The organism is Exiguobacterium acetylicum, from assembly GCF_019890935.1.
In the GTDB taxonomy this organism is placed as follows: domain Bacteria; phylum Bacillota; class Bacilli; order Exiguobacteriales; family Exiguobacteriaceae; genus Exiguobacterium_A; species Exiguobacterium_A abrahamii.
In genome coordinates, this window is the sequence record NZ_CP082334.1 from 23,509 (window position 1) to 48,829 (window position 25,321).

Consider the following 25,321-nt stretch of genomic DNA (forward strand, 5'->3'; position numbering starts at 1 on the left):
AGAGTCGCCTAAATTTAGACCACAGGTCACATATTCGTTGAGGGTCAGCGAAAAACCCTAGACAGGTGTCCGATACTCTGGACATTAGAGTTCATAGGGGAACGTGCTCTAAACCCACCGCCTTGCTTCACTTCGACTGTCCTTAAGGATGTGCTGCTATCGATCTCAAGGAAGGAGTGTACGTCATGCCGACACGTGAACAGAAGCAGAACAAGACCTTTGTCGAGAAGTTGCTCCGGATCCAAGGGAAAGAGTATGAAGAGTGGCTCGATATCCAACATCAACTCGTTATCCAAGAGAACCAGGACCTGATTTTATAAGCACTTGATTCAAAAACTGAACTTCACATCGCCTACATCCGCGTCACGGGATTGAGTTTAACGTTACAATTCTATGAAGAAGTCCAGAATTTTTATTCATTGATTTAAAGATACATCATGAATTATCCGTATCGATAAGAATTAATAATCTCTATATAAGTAAGATGAAGAATGATTAGGATGAATTCTTCGTTTTATAGATTCGAGCTTCGTATGGTCGTAATGTATCCGTTTCATTTGATACGTTTTGTAAGACCATGTCTTGAAAGTCTGGAGATAACGGAAGTACCACATCTTCGTCCGAGTGATTCAAGACGATCATGAACCTATCTTCGTCGAGGTGACGCTCATACGCATGAATGACAGGATGTTCTGGCAATAAATCTTTGAAGTCCCCATAAACCAGTGCTTCGTTCGTTTTCCGAAGATGGATCAGCTCTTGATAGTAGCGGAACACAGAATTCTCTCGGCGTAAGTCCATCTCGACGTTCAGCTCGACATAGTTCTTGACCCTCATCCATGGAACGCCGTCCGTGAAGCCAGACTCGGTCGAATCATTCCACTGCATCTTACGTGAGTTATCACGACTAAGAGGTTGCAAACTCGACAACACTTCTTGTGGATTTCGACCTTTCGCTACTTCTTCGCTGTAGCGATTCTTCATGGCAATGTCTTGATAATCATCAATGGAATCGAATACGACACCTGTCATGCCGATTTCTTCCCCTTGGTAGATGTATGGCATTCCGGGGAGCGTGTGTGTGAGTGTCGCGAGCTGGTTGATGACATCCATTCGGAAACCGTCGATTCTTTTATCGAGCCAGAACCGCATCATGGTATAGATTTTGTTCCGCAAGGCTTCGTTCTCCCAGTTGAGATCTGGTTGTTCGACGGCGAACGAATGATAATAATACTGTTCGCTCTTCGCTTCGTACTTCCAACATGATGGGGTAAAGTAGGAGCGCCAATTATTGGGTGCTTCGCCGTCAATTGGATCGTGCCAGATGTAATAATCTCGTTTCGCGGAAGTGATCGAGGTTTTCGCCTCTAAAAACTAAGGATGTTGATCCGACATGTGGTTGACAACAAGGTCTAAGATGACTTTGAGTCTGATTGCATGGGCTTCCTCTAACAATCGTTCGAAATCCGTCATCGTCCCTGCTTTATCCATGACGCTATAATTGTCGGCGATGTCATATCCGTTGTCCCTGTCTGGTGATACGTAAAACGGGTTGAGCCATACTAAGTCGGCTCCTAGTTCTTTAATATAAGGCAACTTCCGACGGACAAACTTCCAGGTCGCCATATCCGTCGCCATTCGTATCCAGGAAAAACTTCGCCAGTATACTTGATACACGACAGCCTCTTTCCACCATGTGCGTTTCATTCCATTTCCCTCCTCATGAAATAGAGCCTCGAGTGATATCTCTCGAGGCGTCTATTCTTAAATCTGTGTTAAGACATTTTCGAGCGCGAGGTCTTTTGTATCTATGAACAGAAGATCAGCTTCGGTTAACGCATTTCGTTGGTCCTTATCGCAAAATTTACTGTTGAAAAAATGGTTTCACCCCAGCGATTTAATGCTTCATCTCAATAGCTAACGCTTCGGCTAGTTTTAAGTAGTCAAGATTACTTATTAAAGCTTTATAAGTTCAAGATATATCAGTAGTGAAAAGGTAAGATAGTTCTTAATAATTAAAAAAAAATGAATTTTTTATCTCTATTTATGTAAAAAATCAATATTAACTATTGGGTCACCTCCTTTTTTATGTAATAATATGGTCTGTTGGAACTTTATTGGTAATCATAATAAAAGGAGGTATCTATTTATTAAAATAACTAGCATTTCATGACTCTAGATTAAGTTAGGATCGGTGAAAAATGAAAAAGCAAAAATTTATCTATTTACTTACTTTTTTATCAATCTCCGGAATTATATTGTGGTGGACACTTAGTAATGATCATATTCCAACATCCAAAAAGATCAGTATCGCAATATTGGATAGTGGCATCAGTTCTTCCGAAAAAAATGTAACGCAATATAATGTGATAGAATCTAAAAAAACTAATGATGAATATGGTCATGGAACTGGAGTGTTCCATATTTTAAAGAATAGACTTAAAGAATCTGGTACATGGGATAACTCAACGGTTTATTCAATTAAAGTGATGGATAACAAAGGAAATGTAACAAAAAAAGATTTTATTGAAGGAATTAATTATGCAATAGAGAACAATGTGAATTTAATAAATATTAGCTTTGGATTTAATCATGATGATCCTAAAATTAGAGAATCTATAAATCGAGCGACAATGAAAGGCATTTTAATTATAGGATCTGCGGGTAATAGATTCGGAATGCAATCCGACTATCCGGCACGCTACAAAAATGTCATTTCAGTAAACGCCTATGATACAAATGAAGATCGAGTTCCTCGTTATGCTGCAAAAGGAAAAATTGACTTTATAGCGCCAGGGGATAATGTCGTAACTAAAGATCAACTTGAAAACAAAATCAAAGTTAGTGGAAGTTCTTTTGCAGCACCATATATAACAGCTACATTAGCTAGCTACATAGCTCACGATTCAGTTGCTCAGAATGATTTAAGTGTTTTTTTAAATAATTTAGACAAGCATTCAACACTAACGAAAGAAATGGAATCAAAAAAAGAATATGTTGGAGCAGGAATGCTTAGTCTATACTCTAAAGGAGAAAACTTATGAAAAAAATTATCATCTTACTACTATTCACACTAATGATTGGACAGTTTTCAAGTCCATATACTTACGCAGAACAAAATTTAGACTCAAATGTTATAACTCAACAAGCGATTGAAGAAAAATTCACTGCATTATTGAGTGATGAAAATATTAAAGTTAAAGATATAAATTTTGAAGATGGGTTTGATACAGAAGTTGAACTGGAAAATGCTGATGGAGAAGTTGGTTCATTAAAATTGAGTATTGAGCCTGGTGCAGAGAGTATTCCTATTACGGTTACAGAATTTAATGGTGAAACTGAAAAGTATTCGATTAAAGTTAATGCAACAGAAGGAAATGTAAAAGAAGAAACTGATGTACTAGATGAAGATGTCACAGAAGAAGATTATCAATTGATTTATTTAGATGAAAACCAAAATGAAGTATTTGAAAGTGATTCACAAGAAGCAAAAGCATCTATCTTACCACTAGCAGTTCCATTAGGATTAGTTATTACTCCAGCCGTGATGAATGCTCTATTCCAAGCGGGTGGTATCATTATTGTAAGTGGGGTAGCTCATGTTATTGAGACTAAAGCAAAGAAAAATAAAAACTACTCTTACTTTCAAGCTCAATTAAGTAATGGAGGTTTATACATTGGAAAAGGGATTTCTAAGGGAAGTGCAGTGTCTCGTCTAAAGAGTGGAAAAGATATTTGGTCTTCGACGAAATCTAGAGCAAAATCTGTAGCGGCTGGTGCAAATTTGTCTGGATCGCCTATTCATGAAGTTGATCAATATAAGGGGAAACCTAAAAAAGGTCGTTATTATCACTGGCATCCATATAAGAGAGCTCCAAAGTGTCATGCCTTTTATGGAAGTCCGGTCTAATATTGGAGGTATGTAATATGGATTATAAATTGCTTCACAACAAGTTTCAAAATCGAAAAAATCAACTGGTTTTAGATAAAGAACAGGTTGTGGACAGAATCATAAGAAGATATAAAGCTGTAAAGATTGATAAAACTGAAATTATGGATTTAATTAATGACGATCAGTTGGAATATGATAGTATCTTCTGTTGCTTAAAAATTGACGATATTCAAATTCTAAGTAAAATTTTTACTACTAAAGAGCTAAAAGACTTTCAATGGGAAATTGATGATAACAAAAAAAGAAACAGAAAATATAGATTTAAAAATGAACAGGATGCGATTTACAATCAGTTACTTCTTGATGAAATGGAAGGACGACGTCTTGATATCGTTCTCGAAAGTCTTGATGGTAAATATATTACTGGTTTTCTTGTAAGAAATCAGTCTGAAGTAGTTGGCTCATATTTATATTCTCTTGTAGGAGGAGCTCATTTTTCAGATGTAAATGTAAAAAAATTAGTTGTTCAGGCTAGAGAACTAACTGATGAAGAATATAAAGAATCATATCGTGATTATCTTGAAGATTTACAACGTTGGAACTTAGTATAATTGATTTTTTTGTATGTTTCATCTCGTCGTCCTATCGATTTCAGATCAGCATATCCGTCATAAAATCACATACGCTGCAAAGGTCATCGTATCGTTAGGATCTTCGATCCTGCAATCGAGACTTTTATGAATGGATCTATCAAGCTGTCACTCTTCACTAAACAAAACGCCCTCCAGCTGCTGAACTGAACCAAAAGAGTTAGATAATAAATAATTTGTCAGGGGACCATGAGGACCTGAGTCCGGTATTCCACCGGGCTCAGGTTTTTTAGTCGTCTCTTGATACGGCGATGGTTATAGTACTCGATGTAACGCTCAAGCTCATATTTGAAGTGGTCCATGTCATCGAACTCCTTGAGATATAGGAGCTCTGACTTGAGAACGGCGAAGAAGCTTTCGGTGGCTGCGTTGTCGAGGCAGTTGCCTACGGGATATGCTTTGCGTAATGCCGTGCTCGTATGCGTACCGACGAACGCTCGATTCTGATAATGCCATCTATTTCTGGTTTAGACCGGTGGTCTTGAAGTGATTCGGTGCGACCTCTCCGACTCGTCCTTTATAGGAGCGGTATCGCTTCTATAAAGGACGAGATATTTGAGACCGAGCTCGTTCATTAGACGGCGTACGGTCTTCGGATCGTGCCGGAAGCCTTGGCGTTCGAGAAGTGCGTGGATGCGACGATAGCCACATCGTCCCTTGTGTTCGTGGAAGCGAGTATGCAGGGTCGACTTCAACTCTGCTTGTCATCGCCAGTCAGGCGCGTCCTCCGCCAATAGTAATAGACACTCCGTGCCATATCGAGCACGCGGAGGAATCCCGGAACGGGATAGATTGACCGCAATTCGTCGATTATTTGTGCCTTGATCCGGTTCGTCACGCATTCTCTTCTTGAACCAAGGCTTTCAATTTTTTTAACGCAGCGTTCTCCATCTCGAGATACTCGATCCGCTCTTTGAGATTCTCGACTTCTGTCATCTCTTCAAATTTTTTCTTCTTGCGTCTCATCATCGGGGCACGTCCTTTCGGTCTGGCGACCAGACCTGCGGTCCCTTCCCGATCATACGTCGATCGCTATCTCGAGATCATCCCCGGGGAGAAAATTCGGTGTTTTACGGCCGTCTCTCTATTGGACAGCTTATTGGTCACCATGTCGTTTAATACCTCCAGTTTAAATGCCAGCGAGAGCGAGGTAGTGATTTTTCTTACTAATTGAAAAAAAACTTCTGCTTTGTTAATTTAGATTCCTTTTCTTTAGACAGGAATCGAAAACATGCTCATGCTGGGTTTTTCTAAAAATCAATTTAGAAGTTTTAACACAGGATTATCTTAGTTTTCGATAACTGTATCTCCCTTTCACAAAACTGTGGAGATACTGTCCTTTAGAAGATGCGGATAATAATCCTTCGTAAACGGATTTAGGGACAGAAGAATACTCATAAGCAGTTCCATTACGAAATGAAACTACCATAATGTCTTGATCATAACCAACAGCTGCAAGATTAGAGGAAGCAACTGGAATCATTTGCATGATATCACCACCTTTATACGAACTACTGTACCCTTTTATTTTTAAATTAGGAAATATATTGATAAAAGGAGCCGAATTAAAACGAGCATAGCTTAAAAAAGTTTAAATAAATTGTACAACCTATCGGCTAGAATATTGTATGCATCATAATAACTATCATTTAGTTTATGTGAACTGTCGGTTTAAATTGTTCAAAAATGGAAATTACTTTTTAAGAAGATAAAATTCATATTCAAGATATATTGGTACTTAAATTTATCGTTATCTGAAGCAACTAATTGAAAACATGTTGAATTAATCCTTTTTCCCATAGTGATGCAGATTATTAAGAAGAAATTATTTATTATGTCAGCTGTCAGCATGCCTCACGTACAATTATCATCACCTATATATTGCTAGAAGTAAAAGAGTCACTATGCTGAACGGCAAAATACTGACTCTCCTTGATCCGGGTATAATTTAGTAATCTTTAAAGCAACACTCTATCTTCATAGTCTAGTAAGATGAAAAAATTTTACACTTTGAATACATATTTATTCTATATTCTTATTTCTAAGCAAGTAGGTCTTGGTATAACTAGTATCGTCAAAATTCGACATACGTAACATGTTTGAAACATCAAAATAGTAATTGAATTAACAGAATAATCTGCTATATTCTAACTATCAACAGGAAAACATTGTCACACGGTAGTTCTCAAAGGAAAGGAGCATGTTCTATGTACCGATTCGGAGAGTGGTTACGACGAGAACGTCTCGAACATGGCTGGAGCCAGGTAGAGTTAGCTGAAAAGACATATGGAGAGATTTCACAGGCTGCCATCAGCGCTTATGAGCGGAATCGTTCACTTCCTTCTATCTTGGATGTCCAAATTCTTGCGATAGCCTGTGAACAGACACTGGGATCCATCCCTTGGGATGAATTCGACTTAAGAGTGGAGAAGAAGCGAAACTGGTCCAATCTAAAGCAAGAACGTTTTGATCTAGCAGAACTTCCGCTAGCGGATTCTGTCCGCACGTTCGACGGCAAGACATACCAGCTACACGGGCGAATTGCGATTGAACAAGAGAGTAAAGAGACGCGAGAAATTTCGCAGATCTATTACCGGATTCGTACCGTCGTCGGTGAGAATCAGGTCATTGCTAAACGGAAGCACCTAAATGATGAGTTGATTCACGTCTCACGTCGCAAACTCGTTCATCAGTGAACCATCTATGAATACGTATCTATTTATGAAATAACACGAAACAATGAAAAGAGGAATTGATGACCGTAGCAGCATATCGCTAAGGACAGTCCTTCCAAACATATATTGGCGTGTCCCTCACGAGTGACCGGGTGAGCGGGATATACGCAGAAATGGTTCGGCGAGAGTCGCCTAAAACTCGCCCACAGGTCACGCATTCGTTGAGGGTCAGCGAAAAACCCTAGACAGATGTTCCGTACTGGACATTAGAGTTCGTGGGGAAACATGCTCTAAACCCACCACCTTGCTTCACTTCGACTGTCCTTAAGGATGTGTTGCTGCGCATCGATCTCAAGGAAGGAGTGTACGCCATGCCGACACGTGAACAGAAGCAAAACAAGACCTTTGCCGAGAAGTTGCTCCGGATCCAAGGGAAAGACTATGAGGAGTGGCTCGACGCCCAACATCAACTCGTCATCCAGGAGAATCAGGAACTGATTTTAGAAGCGCTCGACTCGAAACTGAACTTCACATCGCCTACATCCGCGTCACGGGATTGAGAGGAGGAAAACAGATGGGATTAAATGAGACAGGACTCAGCTTACTCCAGTTCTTTCAAGGACTCGCTGTCATCGCGGCAGCCATCGCCTTCGCAGTTGGTGGATTCTACTTCATCTTCGGGGGAGATCGTGGACGATCGAAAGCAGTCGGTTGGCTCGTCGGTGGTGCCGTTGGTCTGATCATTGTCATGGGTGCCTTCACGCTGGCGGAGATGGTCAACGACAACATCAAATTCTAATTGAATAAGTGATTTCACAGACCGTCATTCCAAATTGGATGGCTTTTTTTATTGCCCTCGTTACGATGTCTTGCTTCAAAGGAGGAGAATGTATGCTCTTCGTCCGTTTCACAGATGTACCGAAAGATGGCTTTCCGAACTATGAGCGTCTCCCATATGAGGAGGCGCTTTTGTTATCGACACAAGTCCATCAAGAAGCCCAGCAAGCGAACGAACGCTTCGCGAGTGAGTTCCGGATTTTTGATGATGCTGACCAACTCGTCTACAAAGGAATGTTCCAGTTCGGTGATCTGATCTATCCCAATCTTTATCTGCAGCTGAAGGATCGGATCCCGCGTATTCGGATCCGAAAGGAGGATGCGACGAAGAAGATCCTATTACTCGAGAACCTAGAACGTTTGACGCCGGAATCCTACAAGACGATGACGACGTCAGTGATTCAGCAACAGTCGAATGCGACACACGTCTCCCGCTTACGTCGCGGGCAACGTCGTCTCGTCTACGGCGTCAGCGGTGTCAGCCTCTTGCTCCTCGGTGCGTTGTCCGTTGTCCAACTCGTGCAGCCGGATCCACCGAGCGGCGTCCAAGCGGAAACGTCAGATTGGCAACCATTGTATGAAGCAGCGTTGACGGGAGAGACGGGTCCACTCGTCGAACGACTCGAAAAACGAAAGTCGTTGAACGATGAACAACAGCAATTCCTGATTACACAGTATGTCGAAGAACAGGACTACGACCAAGCGGTCTCCGTGACGAAGGATCCAATCGATGTCGAGACGATCATCATGCAGTCGAAACGATTCGCGACCAATCGTCAGGATACGCTGCAAGCCTTCCAAGCCGTTTATCCGACGGACGAAGGAACGTTCGATCTTTCTATCTTGCAGAAAGACTATAAACGTGCCGTCTCGCTTACGGGCGTCGAGATGACGACAGCACGTCAGGAAGCCAAAACACGCGCTTACATCGCATTGAAAGATGTGACAAAGGCACAAGAAAGTGTAAAGTTGGTTCACGACGAAGAATTGAAGGAGCAAGTGGCAACACTCGTCCAGCTGGATGAGGAAATTCAAGCACTCGAGGATCAAAAACGCCAGTTATCAGAGAAGACGGACAAAAAAGAACTCGAAAAGCTCAATGCGTCGCTCGAAGCGAAGCAACGACAAGTATCTTCACTTTTTTAATGAAAGTGTGGTGACTGAAATAATGATGAACTTCTCACTTCGTTCTCTCGTTACATCCGCTTGGCTGTGGCGATGTCTTGCCTTTTTGATTGCTTTACCGACTGTGTTGTTCTTAGTACTCAACGTAGCATTTCAGTTCTTACAACAAACAATCCAAAATCTCTTTCAAGACGGGAAGTTAACGACCGGTTCCCCGCTACGATACGAATCGAGTTGGTGGACGACGCTCGCCTGGTCGACCTCCTTCGCTCTCGCTTTGTTCGGTGTCTGCTTCCTCTTAGGAGGATTTCTTTTATTGAAGTATTGGCTCAATTTCCGCGATCTCAAGGCAGCACAGAAAGGTAGTGCTCGCTTCACGACGTTCCAAGAGCTGAAACAGCAGTATCGCGATGTTCCGGACCGTAAAGAGACCTATAGCGGATCTGGTGGTGTCCCGGTTGGTCGTTATCGTGATCGTCTCTACATCGATGATAGTGCTGTCAACAATCTCGTCATCGGGACGACACGATCCGGGAAGGGTGAGACGTTTGTCTTCTCGACGATCGATCTCTACAGTCGTGCCGAACGCCAAGCGAGCTTGATTATCAATGATCCAAAAGGCGAACTGTTTGCCGCTTCCAAAGAGACACTCGAAGCACGCGGCTATCAAGTCGAAGTCCTGAATTTGATGAATCCGTCGCAATCGATGTCCTATAACCTGTTGCAGCTGACGATCGACGCCTATTTGGACGAGAACTACTCCCTCGCCCAACAGTATGCCCGTTCGGTCGCCTACATGCTCTATCATGACCCGAAGGCAAAGGATCCGTTCTGGAGCAACTCTTCGACGGACCTTTGTACCGCCTTGATTCTCGGATTATGCGAACAAGCAAAATATGAACCGGAGAAGATCACGATGTATAACGTCGCTTTGATGTTATCCGATCTCGGTTCACGCACAGTCATCGATGGAATGGGACAGGAACAATCGGCACTCGATGCCTTCTTCGCATCGTTTCCGGAGAATCATCCGGCACGTATGCAATACGCGACGCTTCACTTCTCCGGTGGTCAGACGCGCGCGAGTATCCTCGCTAATACGAATGCTAAGCTCGGGATTTTTACGCTTGATGCGACGGCACGCTTGACGGCACAGAACTCACTTGACATGAAACTGATCGGTTTCAATCGTTGGATTCGTGGACGTGCCCTTCCCTTGTCACGGTTGACGTTCTACTTTCCAAGTGGAAAACAACTCGCCTTGACGACGGACGACGACGGGAGTTTTGTACTCCATCACGAAGAAAACCTCGAAGTGGATACTGATATCACTGTAGAAAGTGAAAGACAGCAGTACACCGTGTCACTCTCAGGTTGGAGAGACGAGACGGACGGTGTCTTCGACTGGACGACGGATGCACCGATTGACATCCGGGAGATTCGACAGCATCCGCGCCCCGTCGCCGTGTTCCTGATCGTTCCGGACTATGATCCAACACTGAATGTCATCGCCTCACTGTACGTCAAACAAGTCTATACCTCGCTCGCTCGCGTCGCCTCGCAAGCGACGAGCGGACGTTGTGAACGCCAGGTTATCTTCCTGCTCGACGAATTTGGGAACATGCCAGCGATTGAAGGGATGGCGAACATCATCACCGTCTGTCTCGGCCGGAACATCCGCTTCAACCTCGTCATCCAGTCCTACGCACAACTCGAGAACCTCTACGGGGAGGATTGGAAGACGATCGACGGGAACTGCGGGAACACGCACTACTTATTGACAGCAGATGAGTCGACGGCAGAATTGATTTCGAAGAAGCTCGGGGAGCAAACGATCGTCACGAAGTCGCGTTCCGGACAGACCTTTTCGTTTTCAAAGTCAAAGACGGAGAGTGTCGATGGTCGGCGCTTGCTGACGGCAACCGAGGTGATGGGATTGAAGGAAGGAGAGATATTGATTATCCGTGTCATCAAGCGGCAAGACAAACAACAGAAACGGATCCAGTCCTATCCTCTTTTCCTGACCGGACGAACGGCGATGAAATACCGCTATGAATACTTGGCGGATGACTTTAACACGGACCGTTCCATCAACGACCTCGTCATTCCCTGCGCGCATGCCCACCTCGATCTGAATACGCTTCGTGTCCCCTTCCATCTCGGCGCCTCAGTTGCAGCGAAAACGGTTGAGACGGATAAGGACATACTTGACGCAACAGAATGGCGCGTTTGCGATGTCCTGCAGCCGAAAATTCTCCGCTCGATCTTTGAGACGACCGAATACGATACGTTATCGATTGATCTGTTCGAACAAGGCATTCTTGATAAAACAATACCTGTGACGGACAACCAGCGTCACTTTTTGAAGACAATCATCAGTAAACGACTCGAGAAACTTCGGCATGGCACCTAAGGAGGGCATCATATGACAGAACTGACACGCACGGAACGCGTTCAGCGTGAACTCCGCGTCATCGCGACCATCATCAAGGAGAATAAGAAACGCCTCCGTCGCGGAGAAGTCTTAAACATCCAGACCCAGGACGGATTCCTCGTTATATTTGAGGAAGAAGACCCAGATTCAGGCGACCGAAAAACTGTTACGCTTATAGACACATTCGATTTCCGGGTTCACGTCAGTAATGGCGATCTAACGGATTCGAAACAGGTGTCATCATAGGAAAAGGGGTGGAGGCATGCAAGCGAAACGAGTACTCTCCGGACTATTGATTTCCTCTGCGTTACTTTTGGTCGGTTGTAGTGAAAATAGTGAAGCAAAGTCTCTTAAACAAGTTTCTGTAAAAGAAATTGATCAACTAAAAGATAGTGATCAAAGCAATTTCTTACTTGTCGATAGCGACAGTAAAGCAGAATTTGAGCCTTATGTAGATAAAGTGAAGGACATCGCTGAGAAAGAAGATGTACAAGTAAACTTGTTTAATCCTTTTCAACCTAACGGAAAAGATTTAGAAAATCGTGCTACAGATGAACATGGAGAATTAAAGGGTGGTCGTCTGTACAAACTAGAGAATGGTAAATTAGTTCGTTCTCTCGACCTTACTACGTTAGATGACAAGGCAATCGAAGATGAAGTAGCCTCTTTTATTAATTAAAAGCAGACAGAGAAGGGAGGACCATCATGGCTAATGGAGATTTAGCATCCAAACTGGAGGAATTTCAAGACTTACTGAGCATCAGTGATTTAGTGAGAGATGCGCTTCGTTCTATTGGTTGGCTTCTCGTTAGAGGTCTCTCCTTCATCATCGATGGTCTTGAACAGATTACAGACGACATCCTCCTCATAAAATCATTCTTTAATAATCCTCAAGTGGTTGAATTCGTTCAGACGATTCAACCTTTTTTATATGTCATTTTAGCCGGGAGCTTTTTATTCACCGGTTACTTGATGATTTTTCAGAAAAAATTTGATCGAGAAGGGTTTCTCATCAATCTGTTTATCACTTTGTTAGTTTTAGGGTTGTTATCTCCGACAATGATAAAGACAAGTGAGTTCACAGACAAAGCCATTACAAGCATCAATCAAGATGGAGTATATGAAAATCGGGATCATACTCTATCACAATCAGTGCTCCAAAAAAATGTACATGATTTAGTCGAATACGATAAAACTGCTTTCAAAGATACAAAAATTAAAATTCCAAACTCTATTCCAGCAAGCCAAATCAAGAATATAGACATCAATGATGTATTTGATAGCGATGAGTATCGATTGAGTAAAGAAGGTGAAGATATTTCTCAGAACATACTTGCTTGGAATGGGAAAGAAATGACCGAAACCGAGTTAGACCAGAGCGGTGTTGAATGGAACAACCAGTACTACTATCGGTATCATCCGAACTGGCTGACGATCCTTGTCACGCTTGGCGTGATGGGCTTCACTCTTTTCTCGATTGCCTACAAGCTGGCTCGACTTTCGTTCGAGTTGGCTTTTAATTATGTTTTAGCGATTTTAGTCGCCCCTGCTGACTTACACAGCGGACAAAAGACGAAGAAGGTCATTCAAAGCATCCTGAATACGTTCCTCGTCATTATCTTGATTTTCGTCTCAATTAAGCTCTACACAATTGGGACGGCTTATCTTGCTGATACACTCGATGGTCTTGCCTATTTGATCGCATTGATTGCTTTCTCTGCTGCCTTGATTGATGGACCGAACATGGTCGAACGCCTCTTCGGGATCGATGCGGGTCTGAAACGCGGGTGGGGTGTCGCACTTGGTGCGTATGCTGTCGGGAAAGGAACGGCAAAAGTAGGGGCTCGTGTCGCTGGACAGACGATGAAGAGGACATCACGCCCTACTACTCCATCCGCCTCAGAAGCTGCTAGTACAAAGTTACCACCGAATCCGCCATCAGGTGGTGGTACACCGACGGGTCGTCCAGATCGTTCGTCCGATAGTGTGCCAGTTCGTTCGCAAGCACAAGAGCGCACTTCACGATCAATCGGACAAGAGAACCAACGCATTGAATCCACTGATTTATCGACGCACGACACGAATTTGGAGAGTCCGACTGCAACAACATCAAAAGAGTCCATGCCAAGCCGTTCGGACGATGTCTCACCACAATCACCTGCGACTACTCAACCATCATCGCAAACGCCTGTTGCACAATCGAAGTTGCCCGATGGATCGATGAAGGAACAACCAACTACTTCACCTGATGCGTTCAATACCTCTGAAACAACTGTCGCATCGCAACCTACTTCACCGTCGGAACAACCGATTGGAACACGTGCACCTAATCCATCTTCTATTCACTCAGGATCAACATCTAACACGACACCTAAAGAGACAGCACATACTCTACCCTCTTCAGGCGCGAGCAATTCTTCAACTTCTATCACTGAGTCGCAAGAGACATCATCCGGAACACAGCGGCAACGAAAATCGATCTATCAAACACTTGAGACGACGACACAAAAAGAACTCAAGCATGTCGAACAAACGCAGACACGTGTGACGTCAGAGTCGTCCCGGATGTACTCGACCGATGTCCCGCGGCTAGATCCGAAAAAGGAGTGAGACTATGCAACAGCGCCAGTACCGGATTCCGAACGAAGTCACGACCGAGCTGAAGATCAATAAGATGCTTTACCTCTATGATTTACTCTTTCTCGTCGCTTTGATCATCGTCCGGTTGATTGCCCTGCCGTTCATCCCGGACGCCTTACATCTTCCATTCACATTCTTCCTGGTCGCGTTCGGACTCTTCCTCGTCATCCGCCCAACGACGAATCCAGAGAAACGGATGATTCACGTGCTCTATTACGCGCTGATGAAGAAGAAAGACACGTATATCGCATTGACAGACGGTAAGGACGGATCGAAAGGAGCGTGATGGCATGAGTTTATCGGAAGAGAAACGATCTAAAACAATTCCGACGACAGACATTACTTGGCTCGATGAGATGCAATTGACGACACCTCCAACACGGAAGGAAAAACGCATCCGGATCCCGCCTTCTGTCGCCTCTCTGCTACCAATCATTGATGCCACGGCGCTCGATGGGTTCGAGATGCAGGACGGGACGTTCTGCGACATCATTCAGCTGACTTCAAAGGATATCTATGGGTTGTCCGAGACGGAGAAGGACCATGACATCTTCTCCCTCGCCTATCTGTTGCAGGCGTACGTCCATCCGTTGAAGGTGATTCCGCTCAATACACCGCTTAATTTGGAGAAACAGAAACAGCGGATCGAACGACAGCTTCGGCAAAATCAAAACGCCGCCTATCATCCGTTTTTGCAAAAGAAGAAGCAAGAATTGATCTACCTCGAGGAGCATCGCACCAATCGCGATTATCTCCTCTTTTTTTATGCCCCGGATGAGGCAATGTTGCGGGAACGGAAGCATCAATTGACGAAACTGCTTCGACGCAGCAACCCGATGGTCGAAATGACGCTCGAGCAGAAAATCAATGTGTTGTTCCAGCTACACAACCCGAATACAAAACCGACCCAGGACGGAAAGGAGTGATGGTGTCATGTGGCGTACACGTTTTTTACGAAAGCAAGACCCGGAAACAATCAAACAACAAGACGGCTACAATCCGACATTCGTCCAAGCGATTCAACCGCAAGGCGGACTCCGCTTCGAGCCGAACTATGTACGGACCGGCGACGGTTATCTTGCCTGCCTCCATGTCTATAAGTATCAATCGACCGTCTACGATTTCTGGCTCGAACCGATCCTCAACCTCCCCGGCGTCCTGACGACGCTCGACATCGGGACGGCGGACAAACGGGAGATGATCCGGACCATCAACAAATCGATGGCCGAGCAGAATACGCGCTTCGAAAATGCGAAAGATAATGTCGACCGGATTGATGCGCGGGAGACGTGTAAGGAATTGAACGAACTCTACGAACAGATCACGCAAGGTGAGACGATGAAGTATCTGCATCTCCGTCTCTACGTTAAAGCGAAGACAGTCGACACACTCGAACGCCAAGTCCAGGACGTGATGGAGGAACTGGAGGCACGGAACTTCCGCGCAACTGTCTTCCTGAACGAACAGGAATGGGAATGGCAGAGCCTGTTCCTCAGCTACGAGCAACAACAAAAACTACCGAACCGACGTCGCGGGAAAGAGATTCCGTCGCTCTCAATCGCGGGCGGTTATCCATTCCACTTCACGGCGCTACAGGATCCGACCGGGACCTATTACGGGACGACCGATACGAACGGGAGCGTCATCTTCGACTTGTTCCATAAGGACAAGCAACGGAAGTTCTACAACGCCTTGATGATCGGCAAGATGGGCTCCGGGAAATCGACCTTGCTCAAGAAGACGGTCCTCGATCAAGCCATTAAAGGCAATCACGTCCGCATCTTAGACGTGACGGGTGAGTTCTCCGACCTCGTCCGACAACTAGGCGGGAAGGAGATTGCGCTCGATGGTTCCGCTGGTCGGATCAATCCGCTCCATGTCTATAAGACGGTGACACATGCCGACGGCTCGGCGGACGAAGCCCTCTCGTTCATGCAACACCTGTCGAAGATTGCGGTCTTCTATCACTACATCAATCCCGCAGCTACACAAGAAGAAGCGAACGAGTTCGAAATCCTGCTCCGGCAACTCTACCTCGAGAAAGGGCTCTGGAATGAGGACGGTGACGCGCCAATCACGACGCACCCAGCAAACACCTATCCGGTCTTCTCTGACTTCTTGGCGCTCGTCCGCTCTGAATTGTATGCGGACGATTCGCGGACGACGATCCGCGAGACAATCAGTACGAACCGTATCCGCCGTCTTGAGAACATCGAGCTCGCGATCACGAACCTCGTTCACAACTACGGCAATATCTTCGACGGGCACTCTTCAATCGAACGATTCGATGAAGAAGCGATCGTCTCATTCCCGCTACGCAACCTGACCAATCTGAAAGATGAAATCTTTCAGGCACAGGTCTTCAACCTGATGAACATGCTGTGGGACGGGATGATTCTGAATGGTGCCGGACAACTCCGCAGCTACAACCAGGGCGAGTTATTAATCGAAGATGCCTTCAAATATCTGATTGTCATCGATGAGGCACATCACCTGATCAATACGCGCGATATCGCCCAACCTGCGATTCTATATCTGCAACAGTTCATGCGCGAAGCACGGAAATACTTCGGTGGTATCTTCTTCGCTTCCCATTTGATTACGGACTTTGTTCCGACCGGTTCGAAGTCGGAGAATGCGGAGAACGTCAAAACCTTGTTCCAGCTGACGCAATATAAGTTTATCGGTGAACAGGATGCCGAAAGCATCCCGACGATCCAGACCGTCTTCGACGGACAATTGACGGAGAGTGAGACACGGTTGATCCCGTCGCTCGAGACAGGACGGATCGTCCTCAGTATCTCCGGTGTGAAGACGCTGATCTTTGATGTTGATGTCTCACCCGAGGAGCTGACCTTATTCGGAGGTGGTGCCTGATGTGGAGTACGGTCCGGCAGTCGGCACGTGTCGCCGTCCGGATGAAATGGCGACTCCTGACCTTGAAGTATCGTCTGATTGCTCTCGGAATCGCGCTTCTGCTTCTCCTACTGATCATCATCGTCGCAGGGATTCTCGATACATTGACCGGGATCGAGAATGAACAGGCGACAGAGACCCCGATCGCTTACTCGGATGCGAGTCTACAAGTCAGTGATGATGTTCTACAATACCGGGAAGCAATTACGCGTGAATTGAAGAAGGAACAGCTCGAAGGACAGACGAACGTCGTCCTTGCGTTGATGATGCAGGAAAGTGGCGGACGCGGAAACGATCCGATGCAAGCGAGTGAATCGAAGTGTGGACGGATCGGTTGTATCACCTCACCCGATGAGAGCATTCGTTACGGCGTGAAACACTTCGCATCTGTCTTCCGACAAGCGAACAAGGACGTCAAGCTGACGCTCCAGAGTTACAACTTCGGGGGTGGCTTCATTGATTACGTCCAAAAAAACGGGGGACGCTATACGAAACAACTCGCGATCTCCTTTTCCCAGATGATGTACCAGCGCGTAAAGAAGAGTGGTATCTATCAATGCCATCGTCCGAGTGCGATCGAGCATCAAGCCTGTTATGGTGACATCGAATATGTCGATGCCGTCCTTCGTTATCTGACGCCGACGGTACTGGCAGAAGGCAAGACAGGACCAATCAAAGGGAAACTCCATGCTCCGCTCGACATCCCGCTGCAGATGACGTCGGGGTTCGGATCACGGATTGTTTTCGGAAAGACGGACGTCCATACGGGCATCGATTTTAGTTGTCACGATACGGATACCGTCCACGCCGTCCGCTCCGGTACCGTCACCTATAGCGGCTTACGCGGACCCTATGGACAGCTGATTCAGATCAAACAAGGCGACTGGATCACCGCTTACGCCCACCTTTCTGCACGCCAGGTTAAGGCGGGGCAAAAGATTGAAGCCGGACAAGCGATCGGAATGTGTGGATCGACCGGACGTTCGACCGGGAATCATCTACACATCGAATTTAAGACGAGTGATTGGTCCGGTCACATTGATCCGGCACCACTGTTTTCGCTATAAGGAGGGATGAACCATGGCATTGACGAGTCGTCATCTCCTGTGGCTCGTGTCGTTATGTTTGCTATTGTCGATCAGTGCCAATGTCTATCAATATCGCTCCATGGCAGCAGATGAATCGCATCGAATCGTCGAGAAAGACGAAAAGCATGTGTTACCACAAACGACGGTGTCGGATCCGCCTATCCCGACTAACGAACAAGAGCAAGAACAAAATTCGACCATTTCGAAGAACGCGGAACGCTTCATTACGTTCGCTTTCACATGGGAGGACGGGACCTATTCCACACGCAAACGACAAGCCAATCAGTATATGTCGGAGTCCATTAAACGGACGTTATTTGCGAGTAGTGGAAGCGATAGTAAGTTCACCGCTTCCGTCTCGGACATCGAAGTCTTTCCAAATCGGGACAATCCGGAACATTGTCTCGTCCGTTTCAAACGAACGTTGACGATCGTCTCAAATGGCTATTCAGAAAAATCCGATGAGTTGGTCGAACTGACGTTTATCCATCAAGGCGGACGTTACATCGTTGATCAGATGAAGAGTCTTCAAACGTCAGGAGGTGTCTAAATGCATCCAGGAAAACGAAAGACGTTGACCCGTGACTGGTCGCGCTTGTATCTCGGAACGGGACTGTTCTTTTTGATTGGTTTTCTGTTTTTCGGTTTCTCTTCCCTCTTCTTTGCTGAGGAACAACCGATTAATGCGACACCCATCGGCGAAGAAACACGGCTGACGAATGGACAGACCGTCACGCTTCTCGACTGGTCCCATGATGTGCAGAGGAAACAAATGCGCATCCGTCTCCAGTTCGATCAACCTCAAGACTACGCGTCAAAGCTTGTGGCACGAATCGCATATAAGGAACGACCAACAGATGAGCAACGCGTCCGTGTCGTCTATCAGCAGGACGAGCACTACGTCTTCGAAATCGAAGATGTACCGCGCGACTTTGACCAACTAGGACTACGCTTGTATGTCATTAAGCCTGAACAGTCACTCGAAAAATTGATGACTTCAAAGCGAGAAGATGCGCTCGTCGAATCACTCTACATGGATCAACGGCGTGTCTTAAAGACGTCACTTTCTAAGCAACAAGCGGATGACTACACGCAACTTTTTCTCGATGACGAGCACCTGCAAAGTCAAAAACGGATCAAGAACATGAAGCGTGAACTAACGGAACAAGCTTCCCTCATTCAACAGATCGAACAGGACATCGAGGCAAAACAAGCCACTTTACCTGACCTGACACTCGATGAACAAGTCGAACGTGAGGATGAAATCTTCAATCTGAAGCAAGACAAAGAAGATGCACTGATAAGACAAACGGAATTGAAAAAACAACTCACGCAAGAAGAAAAAAGACAGGATCAGCTACTTGTTAAAGCACGTGAACTGAAATGGTAAGGTGGCAAACACCGTGCCAAAATGCCGTTTTTAGTGGCACGCGGTGTGACCTTTTGGCGATTTTGATGATATCAAGGAAACACTAGGCTCCGCCTAGGCTAGCACGCTGAGTGATAGCAGTTTCCCCTTATGCTCTTTTTCACGATTTTAGATCCATTTTGCTTTTTACTGCTTCTGATTTTTGGCTGGAGAACTTGATTGTTCTTCTATCGAGTCCAATAAAAAAACGAGCATCTCGGCTCGTTGAATGTGTTCTAGGATTATCTTTTTAACGACTCAAATACTTTCAACATGACATAAAACGAACCAAAACTAAAAGCTAATCCGAACAATGCGAGTACCCAAACCGACATCTTCCATCCCCTCCTCTCATCCTTATACAGCATTCAGAAGAGTGAGGTTTCAACAAATGGAAAAATTTATTAATTCATACCGATTGATTCTTTCTTTGCACTAGAAGCGTCACTCATATCAACTGAGACAGATTCACGTGTGCGTGTCTTCGCATACATGGCTTTTAAAAGTTCCACGATCAAGGAGACGCTCACGGCTTCTCCAAGGGTGTAACTCTGTTCGATGATCGATTGCATATAGTTCCTCCGTTCTTCATATGAGTGGTAGCACCTTTCTCACTTTTAATGACAGGAGGAACGAGTGAATTGTTCGGAAAACTTTTTATTTTTTTAGAACATTGAGACTCACTTTCGTAATGGAAGGAGGAAGACGAATGGATCTCTTGATTCGTGACATCGACCCCGTCCTCGTCAAACAACTCGACGAACAGGCGGAGAAACAGATGTGTTCCCGACAAGAATTGTTGAAAGGATTGTTGACGACCTGGTGCGCGGACGGCGTCCAGTCGACGCAAGTAGCACGCCTCGAACGACAGCTCGAAGCGAATACACTACACCTCAAGCGGAGCGCAACCGAACTCGAACTCTTGACTACACTCTTCCGTGAGGTGATGCAGGATGAGTAACATTCCAGGCGTCATCATCAAGTCGAAGTTCAAGTTGCCGCAAGCAACCCGACGTGCGCGTCGTTATACGACCTACCTCAGCTACATCGATCGACCAGAGACAAAAGCGCGGTCGCATCAATTCGAAAACTATCACGACTATATGGAAGATGAACTGAAATCAAGCGGTCTGTTCACAGCGACGCAAGACCGATTGAGTGCGAATGAACGAGAGCAGTTACGCGATACCTTCCGTCGGGCACAAGAGAACGGCAGCATCCTCTGGCAAGATGTCATCTCGTTCGATGAAGCGTGGTTACAAGAAGTCGGCGTCAAAGAAAATCGCTATATCGATGAACAACGGTTGATGCAGGCGACACGGAACGCGACTGCTTTGATGATTGAAAAGGAACAGATGCTACATGCGACGTGGACCGCTGCGATTCATTACAACACGGATAACATCCACGTCCATATCGCGACAGTCGAGACGATGCATCCACGCGAAAGGGGTAAACGGAAACCAAAAACGATTGAGAAGATGAAGGCACAAGTCGTCCATACGCTTGCCGACCGAACACGGGAACAGGAGAAGTTGAATGCCTTCATCCGTGATGAAGTTCTCGCGCACAAACAAAATCACGCAACACTATCCGTTTCAAATCGCGTGCTACATCCGGAACTCGTACGCCAATACAAAGCGATTCAGAAACAACTACCGGACGATAAACGGCAGTGGTATTACAACATGAACGGCATGCAAAATCTGCGTCCTTCACTCAATCAATTGACTGACACATACCTTGCGACACACTTCGAGAAAGAACACGCCACGTTCAAGCAACGACTCGATACGGAGGTCGCATTCTACGAACGAAGTTACGGATCGGCATCTCAAGCATCGGCTTATCGGAAGACGAAAGAACAGGATCTCTATACACGGATGGGAAACGCCATCCTGTCCGAGATGCGTGAATCAGATAAGTCGTCCCCGAAGCTTACGAAGGGGGATACATCCTCACCTAAACAAAAAATCCGATCAGCGTTTCGACGCGAACGAATCATGCAAGAGACACTCTATCGGATCAGACGACACATGAATGATGAGTGGGACCATATCAAGAATCAGCGTGCGTTTGAACAACTCGAACAGGAAGTCCAACACGAAAGGTAAGGTGACAGGCAATGGAGGAAACAAAACAAGTCCGGATCAAAATGAGTGCCGTGACCGCTGATTTTTTAGAGGAATACCGGGAGAGAGAACGGTTGTCCGGGATCGGTCCGGCAATCGATCACATCATCCGTGACTATCAGGAGATGATCAAAAAGCAATGGGACTTGAACTATGTCAGTCGTTCCGTCTCGAAACAGATCGAGCAAGAATTGACGTCTTTTTGGGATGAACAGATCACGAAAAGTCTTGCTCCGTTACGAAAAAGCGTCCAACAAACAGACCTTCAAACACAGGTATTGATCGAACTGGTACAAGCCTTGATGCAGACGGAGAGCATCGAGGATATCATCCCGACGACCGAATATCGTCCCTCGTTTCTTGAGACGGCAGAGACGGCTGTCAGAAAGCGAATCGACCAACGAAAGCAATACAAGCATTCAGATGAAGAAAGGATGACTCACAAATGAGACGACTCAAAGCCTTCACACTCGCAACATTTCTCGAACTACAACCGACTCATGTCACCGTCATGATTCATCAAGCATGCTACGACATCCTCCTTTCACAGGAGGAATACGCTTTGCTCCAAAACTTGCAGGAAGAACCCTTAGTATTACTCCCGGTATCACGTGATTACCGTCAGTTACTACTCGATCGACTGGCTACCGACCCGATGGTGTTAGAAGAGTTGAATGATTTTGAAGGTGCTGCTGATTCGTCCGTTTCGTCGGAAGGAGCGTGAGAGGTATGGCATTCAAGAAGAAAACGCGTGAGGATTACCAGAAGGAAGTCCAAGCGTTGACCGATAAGATGGAGAAGCAGCTCGCCTCCCACTTCGTCAGTCAGGAGAGCATCAAAGAACATCTCGACTTCATGAGCCGGTTCCACCGCTACTCGACGCGTAACATGCTGTTGATTGAGGAGCAGTTCCAAGGTGCCCGTGCCGTCGGTTCCTATGCGTACTGGGAGAAGCAAGGCGTCCAGGTCCAAAAAGGAGAAAAAGGAATTAAAATCTTCATTCCATCCCCCGTTACGTTCATCAAACGAGAGACGGAGTGGGTGGCGTGGAAGGATGCGACGAAAACGGAGCAAAAGCGCGCCAAGGAAGGTTCTCTTCCGACGCGGAAAGCGATGTACTACAAGATTGGTCATGTCTTCGAGTACACACAGACCGATGCCCGGGAGAAGGGACTCGAAGTCTCTGAATTGTTCGCTTCCTATCACCGGAATGGATCGATACGTGAAGCGGAGTCATTTCGTTCCGCGTTGAACGGGATTGCCGAGACACAAGACGTGAAAATACTCGATCAGCCACTCAGCGAGCTTGGTACAGCGAAGGGGTGCTTCTATCCGGAACTGAACGCGATCGCCCTCAATCCGCGGAACTCGGATATTGAGAACGTGACCATCCTGATTCATGAACTCGCACATGCCAATCTGCACAACATGGAACGGAATGAAGAACGCGGAATCGAGTTGAATCCGCACGAGAAGGAATTCCAAGCGGAGATGGTCGCCTACACGGTCGCGGCGCACTTTGGTTTTCCGACGGATGAGTTTTCATTGTCGTATCTCGCCAACTGGACGCAAGGGAGAGACTTGCGCGACAAGGAAGATCTGTTGCACGAAGTCCATCAAACATCCGGTCATTTTATCCGTGAAATCCATGCTTCACTCGAGCAGGAGCAAGTCTTGGAACGCGAAGCATCACCCCTTAAGATGATTGAGTACATCGAACAGAAAGCACAGATCACTGAACACGGATTACCGTTAGCTGAACGGCTAGAACGAATCATGCAACATTCACCAGAGGACGTCGGTGCTTATCTGACAAGCATCGCTAAGCAGGACACGCAACAAGATCTGTCAATGTTCGAAGAACCAATGATGCTGGTCCACGGAGCGACAGACTTCTTCGAACCGTTCGCGAAAGCCAATGACCGTGACTTTGATGAACATGAGACCGTTGCCTATACGCTCGTCATCCCGGGCGAAGAACCAATCAGCCGACACTTCCGCGTCCTCGATGATGCGATGGGTCCGTACCATCACATCCTGAACACAGAAGTCGTCAGTAAGGAGACCGAACAAGTCCTCGAAAAGACATGGTACGACGAAATGATTTCGACGGAAGACCGTGATCTAGAAAAGGTCCGACAAATCGTGACGCGTCAATTCAATGTACCGGAGCAAGATTTCCGTAGCCGTTAAAAACATGTCCTCTCCTCTTTTAAAATCAAGTACTATAAAAAAGTAGGATAAAAATGACAATACAGACAAGACGGAGGATTGACCATGACTAACAATCAAGCAATTGCTTATGCTGCCATCGCAATGGAGCAACTCGGCTACACACGTGAACAGATCGAAAAAGTACAAGCGAGTATGCTGTCTGAAATGGACTGGACAGATGAAAAAACAGCAGAAAAGAAAGCAACCGCAATCTTAAACGGATAAAGTTGAAGATGAAGAGCCACAGTACCTAAACTTAGGAGGACTGTGGCTTAGTTTTATATAGTTGTTTTTTTAAATATAGAAATTTTTAAAATTCAGCTTATCACTTCATAAAAGGAAGACTGTAAACTAACTCTGAAATACCAGTAACGATTGTTATAAAATCTGCATAGCCAGTTAATGTACTTGAAGTCTTTAAGGAAGCTAGATAAGAACGTATTCTACCTTTTTTAGGCTCTGGTTTCATCACTTCTTCACGAATTCCCTCTACTAGCTCTGAAACCTCCTGTTTTTCATTCTCCTGATCTTCACGATAAAACAGTTCTGTTTTCTGAATTAATTCAGTTAACAAGCAATCTAATTGAATTGCTGATTCTTTTCCAATCGTTTTATTTACATTCATAATAAATTCATTATTGCTACCAAAGGCAGCTTGAATATGGTTATCAGATCCGTATACTGTTATGTTCTGGTTCTGCTGATGTCGATTACTCATATAATCTTTCAACCTTTCTGCTGCATTTGAAGCATCCATTAAACTTACGAATACATCTCTTCCTTCATGATACAGTCTTTCAATCATTAAAAAATTTGAATCTTGAAAGTTCGCGCCACTCCATCGATCAACGATGTCATGATATACCATGCCAAATTGATGATTACTTAATATTGATATTCTACCGATGTTGTTCAAAAGATTTACATCTCTTATAAAAATTGAATCAGCATTTATACTTTTAATAATTACGTTTAAATCACTTATAAACGTATTTAGTTTCCTTGTTGCTCTTTCGTACATTGCTCTGAGGTTGAATGGCACTGTTTGATAGTAATTATTTTGTTTCAGTTCACATATCGTCTTATCAAATAGACTTAATGTTTCCTCAGAAAAAACAACCCATTTCTCTAAATCTTCAATAATATCTGCTAAAGTTTGGTCATTGTATTCAGAAGATCCCCCAAAAATACTTTGTGCCATATATGTACCTCTTTTTCCCTTATCTTTTTCTTTGTGTCTTAAAATTAATTTATCTACACGATTACCATGTATATCTATCATCGTCCTAGACTTTGTATCTATCTACTTA

At 45.2% G+C, this 25,321-nt stretch carries 30 protein-coding genes and 2 pseudogenes; 24 read left to right on the plus strand and 8 right to left on the minus strand.

The genetic code is table 11. The features are described from left to right. The first annotated feature begins 185 nt into the window (after nt 1–185). Nucleotides 186–320 (plus strand): hypothetical protein, encoded by a 135-nt coding sequence (locus tag K7G97_RS17550; RefSeq protein WP_262415846.1) that lies wholly within the window; start codon nt 186–188, stop codon nt 318–320. A 175-nt stretch (nt 321–495) separates the two neighbouring features. Here K7G97_RS17550 and K7G97_RS17635 read toward each other — a convergent pair whose 3' ends face one another. Both K7G97_RS17635 and K7G97_RS17640 read right to left on the minus strand, forming a co-directional pair. Continuing rightward, nucleotides 496–1,113, minus strand: coding sequence for an alpha-amylase family glycosyl hydrolase (locus K7G97_RS17635; protein ID WP_441316688.1), 618 nt, complete (start codon nt 1,111–1,113; stop codon nt 496–498). Then, nucleotides 1,105–1,707, minus strand: a pseudogene (locus tag K7G97_RS17640) (alpha-amylase family glycosyl hydrolase); the annotation flags it as partial. The pseudogene K7G97_RS17640 and the gene K7G97_RS17635, both read right to left, overlap by 9 nt. 494 nt (nt 1,708–2,201) lie before the next feature. Here K7G97_RS17640 and K7G97_RS16630 point away from each other — a divergent pair. Genes K7G97_RS16630 through K7G97_RS16640 form a run of 3 tightly spaced genes read left to right on the plus strand, consistent with a single transcriptional unit; the run spans nt 2,202 to nt 4,503 of the window. Further along, nucleotides 2,202–3,044 carry a S8 family peptidase gene (locus tag K7G97_RS16630; RefSeq protein WP_223042111.1) on the plus strand — a complete coding sequence of 281 codons (843 nt, stop codon included), beginning with the start codon at nt 2,202–2,204 and terminating at the stop codon, nt 3,042–3,044. Further along, entirely contained in the window at nt 3,041–3,910 is an 870-nt protein-coding gene (locus K7G97_RS16635; protein ID WP_223042112.1) for a hypothetical protein, read from the plus strand. Before K7G97_RS16630 ends, K7G97_RS16635 begins: the two co-directional genes overlap by 4 nt. Before the next feature lie 17 nt (nt 3,911–3,927). Next, on the plus strand, nt 3,928–4,503 hold the full coding sequence (locus tag K7G97_RS16640) for a hypothetical protein (RefSeq protein ID WP_223042113.1): 576 nt from the start codon (nt 3,928–3,930) through the stop codon (nt 4,501–4,503). A 218-nt stretch (nt 4,504–4,721) separates the two neighbouring features. Here K7G97_RS16640 and K7G97_RS17605 read toward each other — a convergent pair. The 4 genes and pseudogenes from K7G97_RS17605 to K7G97_RS16655 form a co-directional block, all read right to left on the minus strand. Continuing rightward, a pseudogene (locus K7G97_RS17605) lies at nt 4,722–4,971 on the minus strand (IS3 family transposase); the annotation flags it as partial. Between the two features lie 38 nt (nt 4,972–5,009). Then, nucleotides 5,010–5,237 (minus strand): IS3 family transposase, encoded by a 228-nt coding sequence (locus K7G97_RS17610; protein ID WP_223042114.1) that lies wholly within the window; start codon nt 5,235–5,237, stop codon nt 5,010–5,012. 139 nt (nt 5,238–5,376) lie between these two features. Next, entirely contained in the window at nt 5,377–5,511 is a 135-nt protein-coding gene (locus K7G97_RS17555; protein WP_262415847.1) for a hypothetical protein, read from the minus strand. Between the two features lie 313 nt (nt 5,512–5,824). Continuing rightward, complete coding sequence (locus tag K7G97_RS16655) at nt 5,825–6,031, minus strand: KTSC domain-containing protein (protein ID WP_223042115.1); 207 nt, start codon at nt 6,029–6,031, stop codon at nt 5,825–5,827. 718 nt (nt 6,032–6,749) lie between these two features. Here K7G97_RS16655 and K7G97_RS16660 point away from each other — a divergent pair. The 14 genes from K7G97_RS16660 to K7G97_RS16725 all read left to right on the plus strand — a co-directional run bounded on the left by K7G97_RS16660 (nt 6,750) and on the right by K7G97_RS16725 (nt 19,647). Continuing rightward, entirely contained in the window at nt 6,750–7,238 is a 489-nt protein-coding gene (locus tag K7G97_RS16660) for a helix-turn-helix domain-containing protein (protein WP_223042116.1), read from the plus strand. 350 nt (nt 7,239–7,588) lie between these two features. Then, on the plus strand, nt 7,589–7,777 hold the full coding sequence (locus tag K7G97_RS16665) for a hypothetical protein (RefSeq protein ID WP_214814041.1): 189 nt from the start codon (nt 7,589–7,591) through the stop codon (nt 7,775–7,777). A gap of 14 nt (nt 7,778–7,791) precedes the next feature. Beyond that, complete coding sequence (locus tag K7G97_RS16670; RefSeq protein WP_050678812.1) at nt 7,792–8,016, plus strand: hypothetical protein; 225 nt, start codon at nt 7,792–7,794, stop codon at nt 8,014–8,016. A gap of 92 nt (nt 8,017–8,108) precedes the next feature. Further along, complete coding sequence (locus K7G97_RS16675; RefSeq protein WP_223042117.1) at nt 8,109–9,200, plus strand: hypothetical protein; 1,092 nt, start codon at nt 8,109–8,111, stop codon at nt 9,198–9,200. 25 nt (nt 9,201–9,225) lie between these two features. Further along, entirely contained in the window at nt 9,226–11,592 is a 2,367-nt protein-coding gene (locus K7G97_RS16680; RefSeq protein WP_223042118.1) for a VirD4-like conjugal transfer protein, CD1115 family, read from the plus strand. Between the two features lie 12 nt (nt 11,593–11,604). Then, entirely contained in the window at nt 11,605–11,859 is a 255-nt protein-coding gene (locus K7G97_RS16685) for a hypothetical protein (protein WP_223042119.1), read from the plus strand. 16 nt (nt 11,860–11,875) lie between these two features. Further along, the gene (locus K7G97_RS16690; RefSeq protein WP_214808536.1) at nt 11,876–12,292 is read left to right on the plus strand and encodes a hypothetical protein; all 417 of its coding nucleotides are present in this window, start codon (nt 11,876–11,878) and stop codon (nt 12,290–12,292) included. Between the two features lie 26 nt (nt 12,293–12,318). Further along, on the plus strand, nt 12,319–14,223 hold the full coding sequence (locus tag K7G97_RS16695; protein WP_223042120.1) for a pLS20_p028 family conjugation system transmembrane protein: 1,905 nt from the start codon (nt 12,319–12,321) through the stop codon (nt 14,221–14,223). Nucleotides 14,224–14,227: 4 nt separating this feature from the next. After that, nucleotides 14,228–14,539, plus strand: coding sequence for a DUF5592 family protein (locus K7G97_RS16700; RefSeq protein WP_029343412.1), 312 nt, complete (start codon nt 14,228–14,230; stop codon nt 14,537–14,539). A gap of 4 nt (nt 14,540–14,543) precedes the next feature. Then, nucleotides 14,544–15,179, plus strand: a complete 636-nt coding sequence (locus K7G97_RS16705) for a hypothetical protein (RefSeq protein ID WP_223042121.1) — start codon at nt 14,544–14,546, stop codon at nt 15,177–15,179. A 7-nt stretch (nt 15,180–15,186) separates the two neighbouring features. Further along, a complete protein-coding gene (locus tag K7G97_RS16710; protein ID WP_223042122.1) occupies nt 15,187–17,130 on the plus strand; it encodes a VirB4 family type IV secretion system protein in 1,944 nt (647 codons plus the stop codon). Next, nucleotides 17,130–18,236, plus strand: coding sequence for a lysozyme family protein (locus K7G97_RS16715; protein ID WP_262415848.1), 1,107 nt, complete (start codon nt 17,130–17,132; stop codon nt 18,234–18,236). Before K7G97_RS16710 ends, K7G97_RS16715 begins: the two co-directional genes overlap by 1 nt. A 13-nt stretch (nt 18,237–18,249) precedes the next feature. Beyond that, nucleotides 18,250–18,807, plus strand: coding sequence for a hypothetical protein (locus tag K7G97_RS16720; RefSeq protein ID WP_223042123.1), 558 nt, complete (start codon nt 18,250–18,252; stop codon nt 18,805–18,807). Next, entirely contained in the window at nt 18,808–19,647 is an 840-nt protein-coding gene (locus K7G97_RS16725) for a hypothetical protein (protein ID WP_223042124.1), read from the plus strand. A gap of 422 nt (nt 19,648–20,069) precedes the next feature. Here the strand turns inward: K7G97_RS16725 and K7G97_RS16730 are convergent, their stop codons facing one another. Then, nucleotides 20,070–20,237 carry a hypothetical protein gene (locus tag K7G97_RS16730; protein ID WP_223042125.1) on the minus strand — a complete coding sequence of 56 codons (168 nt, stop codon included), beginning with the start codon at nt 20,235–20,237 and terminating at the stop codon, nt 20,070–20,072. A gap of 137 nt (nt 20,238–20,374) precedes the next feature. Between K7G97_RS16730 and K7G97_RS16735 the strand changes: the two genes are divergently transcribed. From K7G97_RS16735 to K7G97_RS16760, 6 genes are all read left to right on the plus strand, one after another. Then, nucleotides 20,375–20,626, plus strand: coding sequence for a hypothetical protein (locus tag K7G97_RS16735; protein ID WP_058266048.1), 252 nt, complete (start codon nt 20,375–20,377; stop codon nt 20,624–20,626). Further along, on the plus strand, nt 20,619–21,779 hold the full coding sequence (gene mobP2 / locus K7G97_RS16740; protein WP_223042126.1) for a MobP2 family relaxase: 1,161 nt from the start codon (nt 20,619–20,621) through the stop codon (nt 21,777–21,779). The genes K7G97_RS16735 and mobP2 overlap by 8 nt, the downstream gene beginning before the upstream one ends. 11 nt (nt 21,780–21,790) lie before the next feature. After that, a complete protein-coding gene (locus tag K7G97_RS16745) occupies nt 21,791–22,246 on the plus strand; it encodes a hypothetical protein (protein ID WP_223042127.1) in 456 nt (151 codons plus the stop codon). Beyond that, nucleotides 22,243–22,521, plus strand: a complete 279-nt coding sequence (locus tag K7G97_RS16750) for a hypothetical protein (protein ID WP_223042128.1) — start codon at nt 22,243–22,245, stop codon at nt 22,519–22,521. The genes K7G97_RS16745 and K7G97_RS16750 overlap by 4 nt, the downstream gene beginning before the upstream one ends. A gap of 5 nt (nt 22,522–22,526) precedes the next feature. Then, on the plus strand, nt 22,527–23,990 hold the full coding sequence (locus tag K7G97_RS16755) for an ArdC-like ssDNA-binding domain-containing protein (RefSeq protein WP_223042129.1): 1,464 nt from the start codon (nt 22,527–22,529) through the stop codon (nt 23,988–23,990). A gap of 84 nt (nt 23,991–24,074) precedes the next feature. Further along, nucleotides 24,075–24,236: a hypothetical protein gene (locus K7G97_RS16760; protein ID WP_223042130.1), complete on the plus strand. Its 162-nt coding sequence runs from the start codon at nt 24,075–24,077 to the stop codon at nt 24,234–24,236. Between the two features lie 100 nt (nt 24,237–24,336). Here K7G97_RS16760 and K7G97_RS16765 read toward each other — a convergent pair whose 3' ends face one another. After that, nucleotides 24,337–25,293, minus strand: a complete 957-nt coding sequence (locus tag K7G97_RS16765; RefSeq protein ID WP_223042131.1) for a hypothetical protein — start codon at nt 25,291–25,293, stop codon at nt 24,337–24,339. Nucleotides 25,294–25,321 lie beyond the last annotated feature (28 nt).

Excerpts from the sequence above, each read along its gene's own strand:
- K7G97_RS17550 (WP_262415846.1), top strand. The coding sequence starts at position 186 with ATGCCGACACGTGAACAGAAGCAGAACAAGACCTTTGTCGAGAAGTTG.
- K7G97_RS17635 (WP_441316688.1), bottom strand. The coding sequence starts at position 1,113 with ATGGATGTCATCAACCAGCTCGCGACACTCACACACACGCTCCCCGGA.
- K7G97_RS16630 (WP_223042111.1), top strand. The coding sequence starts at position 2,202 with ATGAAAAAGCAAAAATTTATCTATTTACTTACTTTTTTATCAATCTCC.
- K7G97_RS16635 (WP_223042112.1), top strand. The coding sequence starts at position 3,041 with ATGAAAAAAATTATCATCTTACTACTATTCACACTAATGATTGGACAG.
- K7G97_RS16640 (WP_223042113.1), top strand. The coding sequence starts at position 3,928 with ATGGATTATAAATTGCTTCACAACAAGTTTCAAAATCGAAAAAATCAA.
- K7G97_RS17555 (WP_262415847.1), bottom strand. The coding sequence starts at position 5,511 with ATGATGAGACGCAAGAAGAAAAAATTTGAAGAGATGACAGAAGTCGAG.
- K7G97_RS16655 (WP_223042115.1), bottom strand. The coding sequence starts at position 6,031 with ATGCAAATGATTCCAGTTGCTTCCTCTAATCTTGCAGCTGTTGGTTAT.
- K7G97_RS16660 (WP_223042116.1), top strand. The coding sequence starts at position 6,750 with ATGTACCGATTCGGAGAGTGGTTACGACGAGAACGTCTCGAACATGGC.
- K7G97_RS16665 (WP_214814041.1), top strand. The coding sequence starts at position 7,589 with ATGCCGACACGTGAACAGAAGCAAAACAAGACCTTTGCCGAGAAGTTG.
- K7G97_RS16670 (WP_050678812.1), top strand. The coding sequence starts at position 7,792 with ATGGGATTAAATGAGACAGGACTCAGCTTACTCCAGTTCTTTCAAGGA.
- K7G97_RS16675 (WP_223042117.1), top strand. The coding sequence starts at position 8,109 with ATGCTCTTCGTCCGTTTCACAGATGTACCGAAAGATGGCTTTCCGAAC.
- K7G97_RS16680 (WP_223042118.1), top strand. The coding sequence starts at position 9,226 with ATGAACTTCTCACTTCGTTCTCTCGTTACATCCGCTTGGCTGTGGCGA.
- K7G97_RS16685 (WP_223042119.1), top strand. The coding sequence starts at position 11,605 with ATGACAGAACTGACACGCACGGAACGCGTTCAGCGTGAACTCCGCGTC.
- K7G97_RS16690 (WP_214808536.1), top strand. The coding sequence starts at position 11,876 with ATGCAAGCGAAACGAGTACTCTCCGGACTATTGATTTCCTCTGCGTTA.
- K7G97_RS16695 (WP_223042120.1), top strand. The coding sequence starts at position 12,319 with ATGGCTAATGGAGATTTAGCATCCAAACTGGAGGAATTTCAAGACTTA.
- K7G97_RS16700 (WP_029343412.1), top strand. The coding sequence starts at position 14,228 with ATGCAACAGCGCCAGTACCGGATTCCGAACGAAGTCACGACCGAGCTG.
- K7G97_RS16705 (WP_223042121.1), top strand. The coding sequence starts at position 14,544 with ATGAGTTTATCGGAAGAGAAACGATCTAAAACAATTCCGACGACAGAC.
- K7G97_RS16710 (WP_223042122.1), top strand. The coding sequence starts at position 15,187 with ATGTGGCGTACACGTTTTTTACGAAAGCAAGACCCGGAAACAATCAAA.
- K7G97_RS16715 (WP_262415848.1), top strand. The coding sequence starts at position 17,130 with ATGTGGAGTACGGTCCGGCAGTCGGCACGTGTCGCCGTCCGGATGAAA.
- K7G97_RS16720 (WP_223042123.1), top strand. The coding sequence starts at position 18,250 with ATGGCATTGACGAGTCGTCATCTCCTGTGGCTCGTGTCGTTATGTTTG.
- K7G97_RS16725 (WP_223042124.1), top strand. The coding sequence starts at position 18,808 with ATGCATCCAGGAAAACGAAAGACGTTGACCCGTGACTGGTCGCGCTTG.
- K7G97_RS16730 (WP_223042125.1), bottom strand. The coding sequence starts at position 20,237 with ATGCAATCGATCATCGAACAGAGTTACACCCTTGGAGAAGCCGTGAGC.
- K7G97_RS16735 (WP_058266048.1), top strand. The coding sequence starts at position 20,375 with ATGGATCTCTTGATTCGTGACATCGACCCCGTCCTCGTCAAACAACTC.
- mobP2 (WP_223042126.1), top strand. The coding sequence starts at position 20,619 with ATGAGTAACATTCCAGGCGTCATCATCAAGTCGAAGTTCAAGTTGCCG.
- K7G97_RS16745 (WP_223042127.1), top strand. The coding sequence starts at position 21,791 with ATGGAGGAAACAAAACAAGTCCGGATCAAAATGAGTGCCGTGACCGCT.
- K7G97_RS16750 (WP_223042128.1), top strand. The coding sequence starts at position 22,243 with ATGAGACGACTCAAAGCCTTCACACTCGCAACATTTCTCGAACTACAA.
- K7G97_RS16755 (WP_223042129.1), top strand. The coding sequence starts at position 22,527 with ATGGCATTCAAGAAGAAAACGCGTGAGGATTACCAGAAGGAAGTCCAA.
- K7G97_RS16760 (WP_223042130.1), top strand. The coding sequence starts at position 24,075 with ATGACTAACAATCAAGCAATTGCTTATGCTGCCATCGCAATGGAGCAA.
- K7G97_RS16765 (WP_223042131.1), bottom strand. The coding sequence starts at position 25,293 with ATGATAGATATACATGGTAATCGTGTAGATAAATTAATTTTAAGACAC.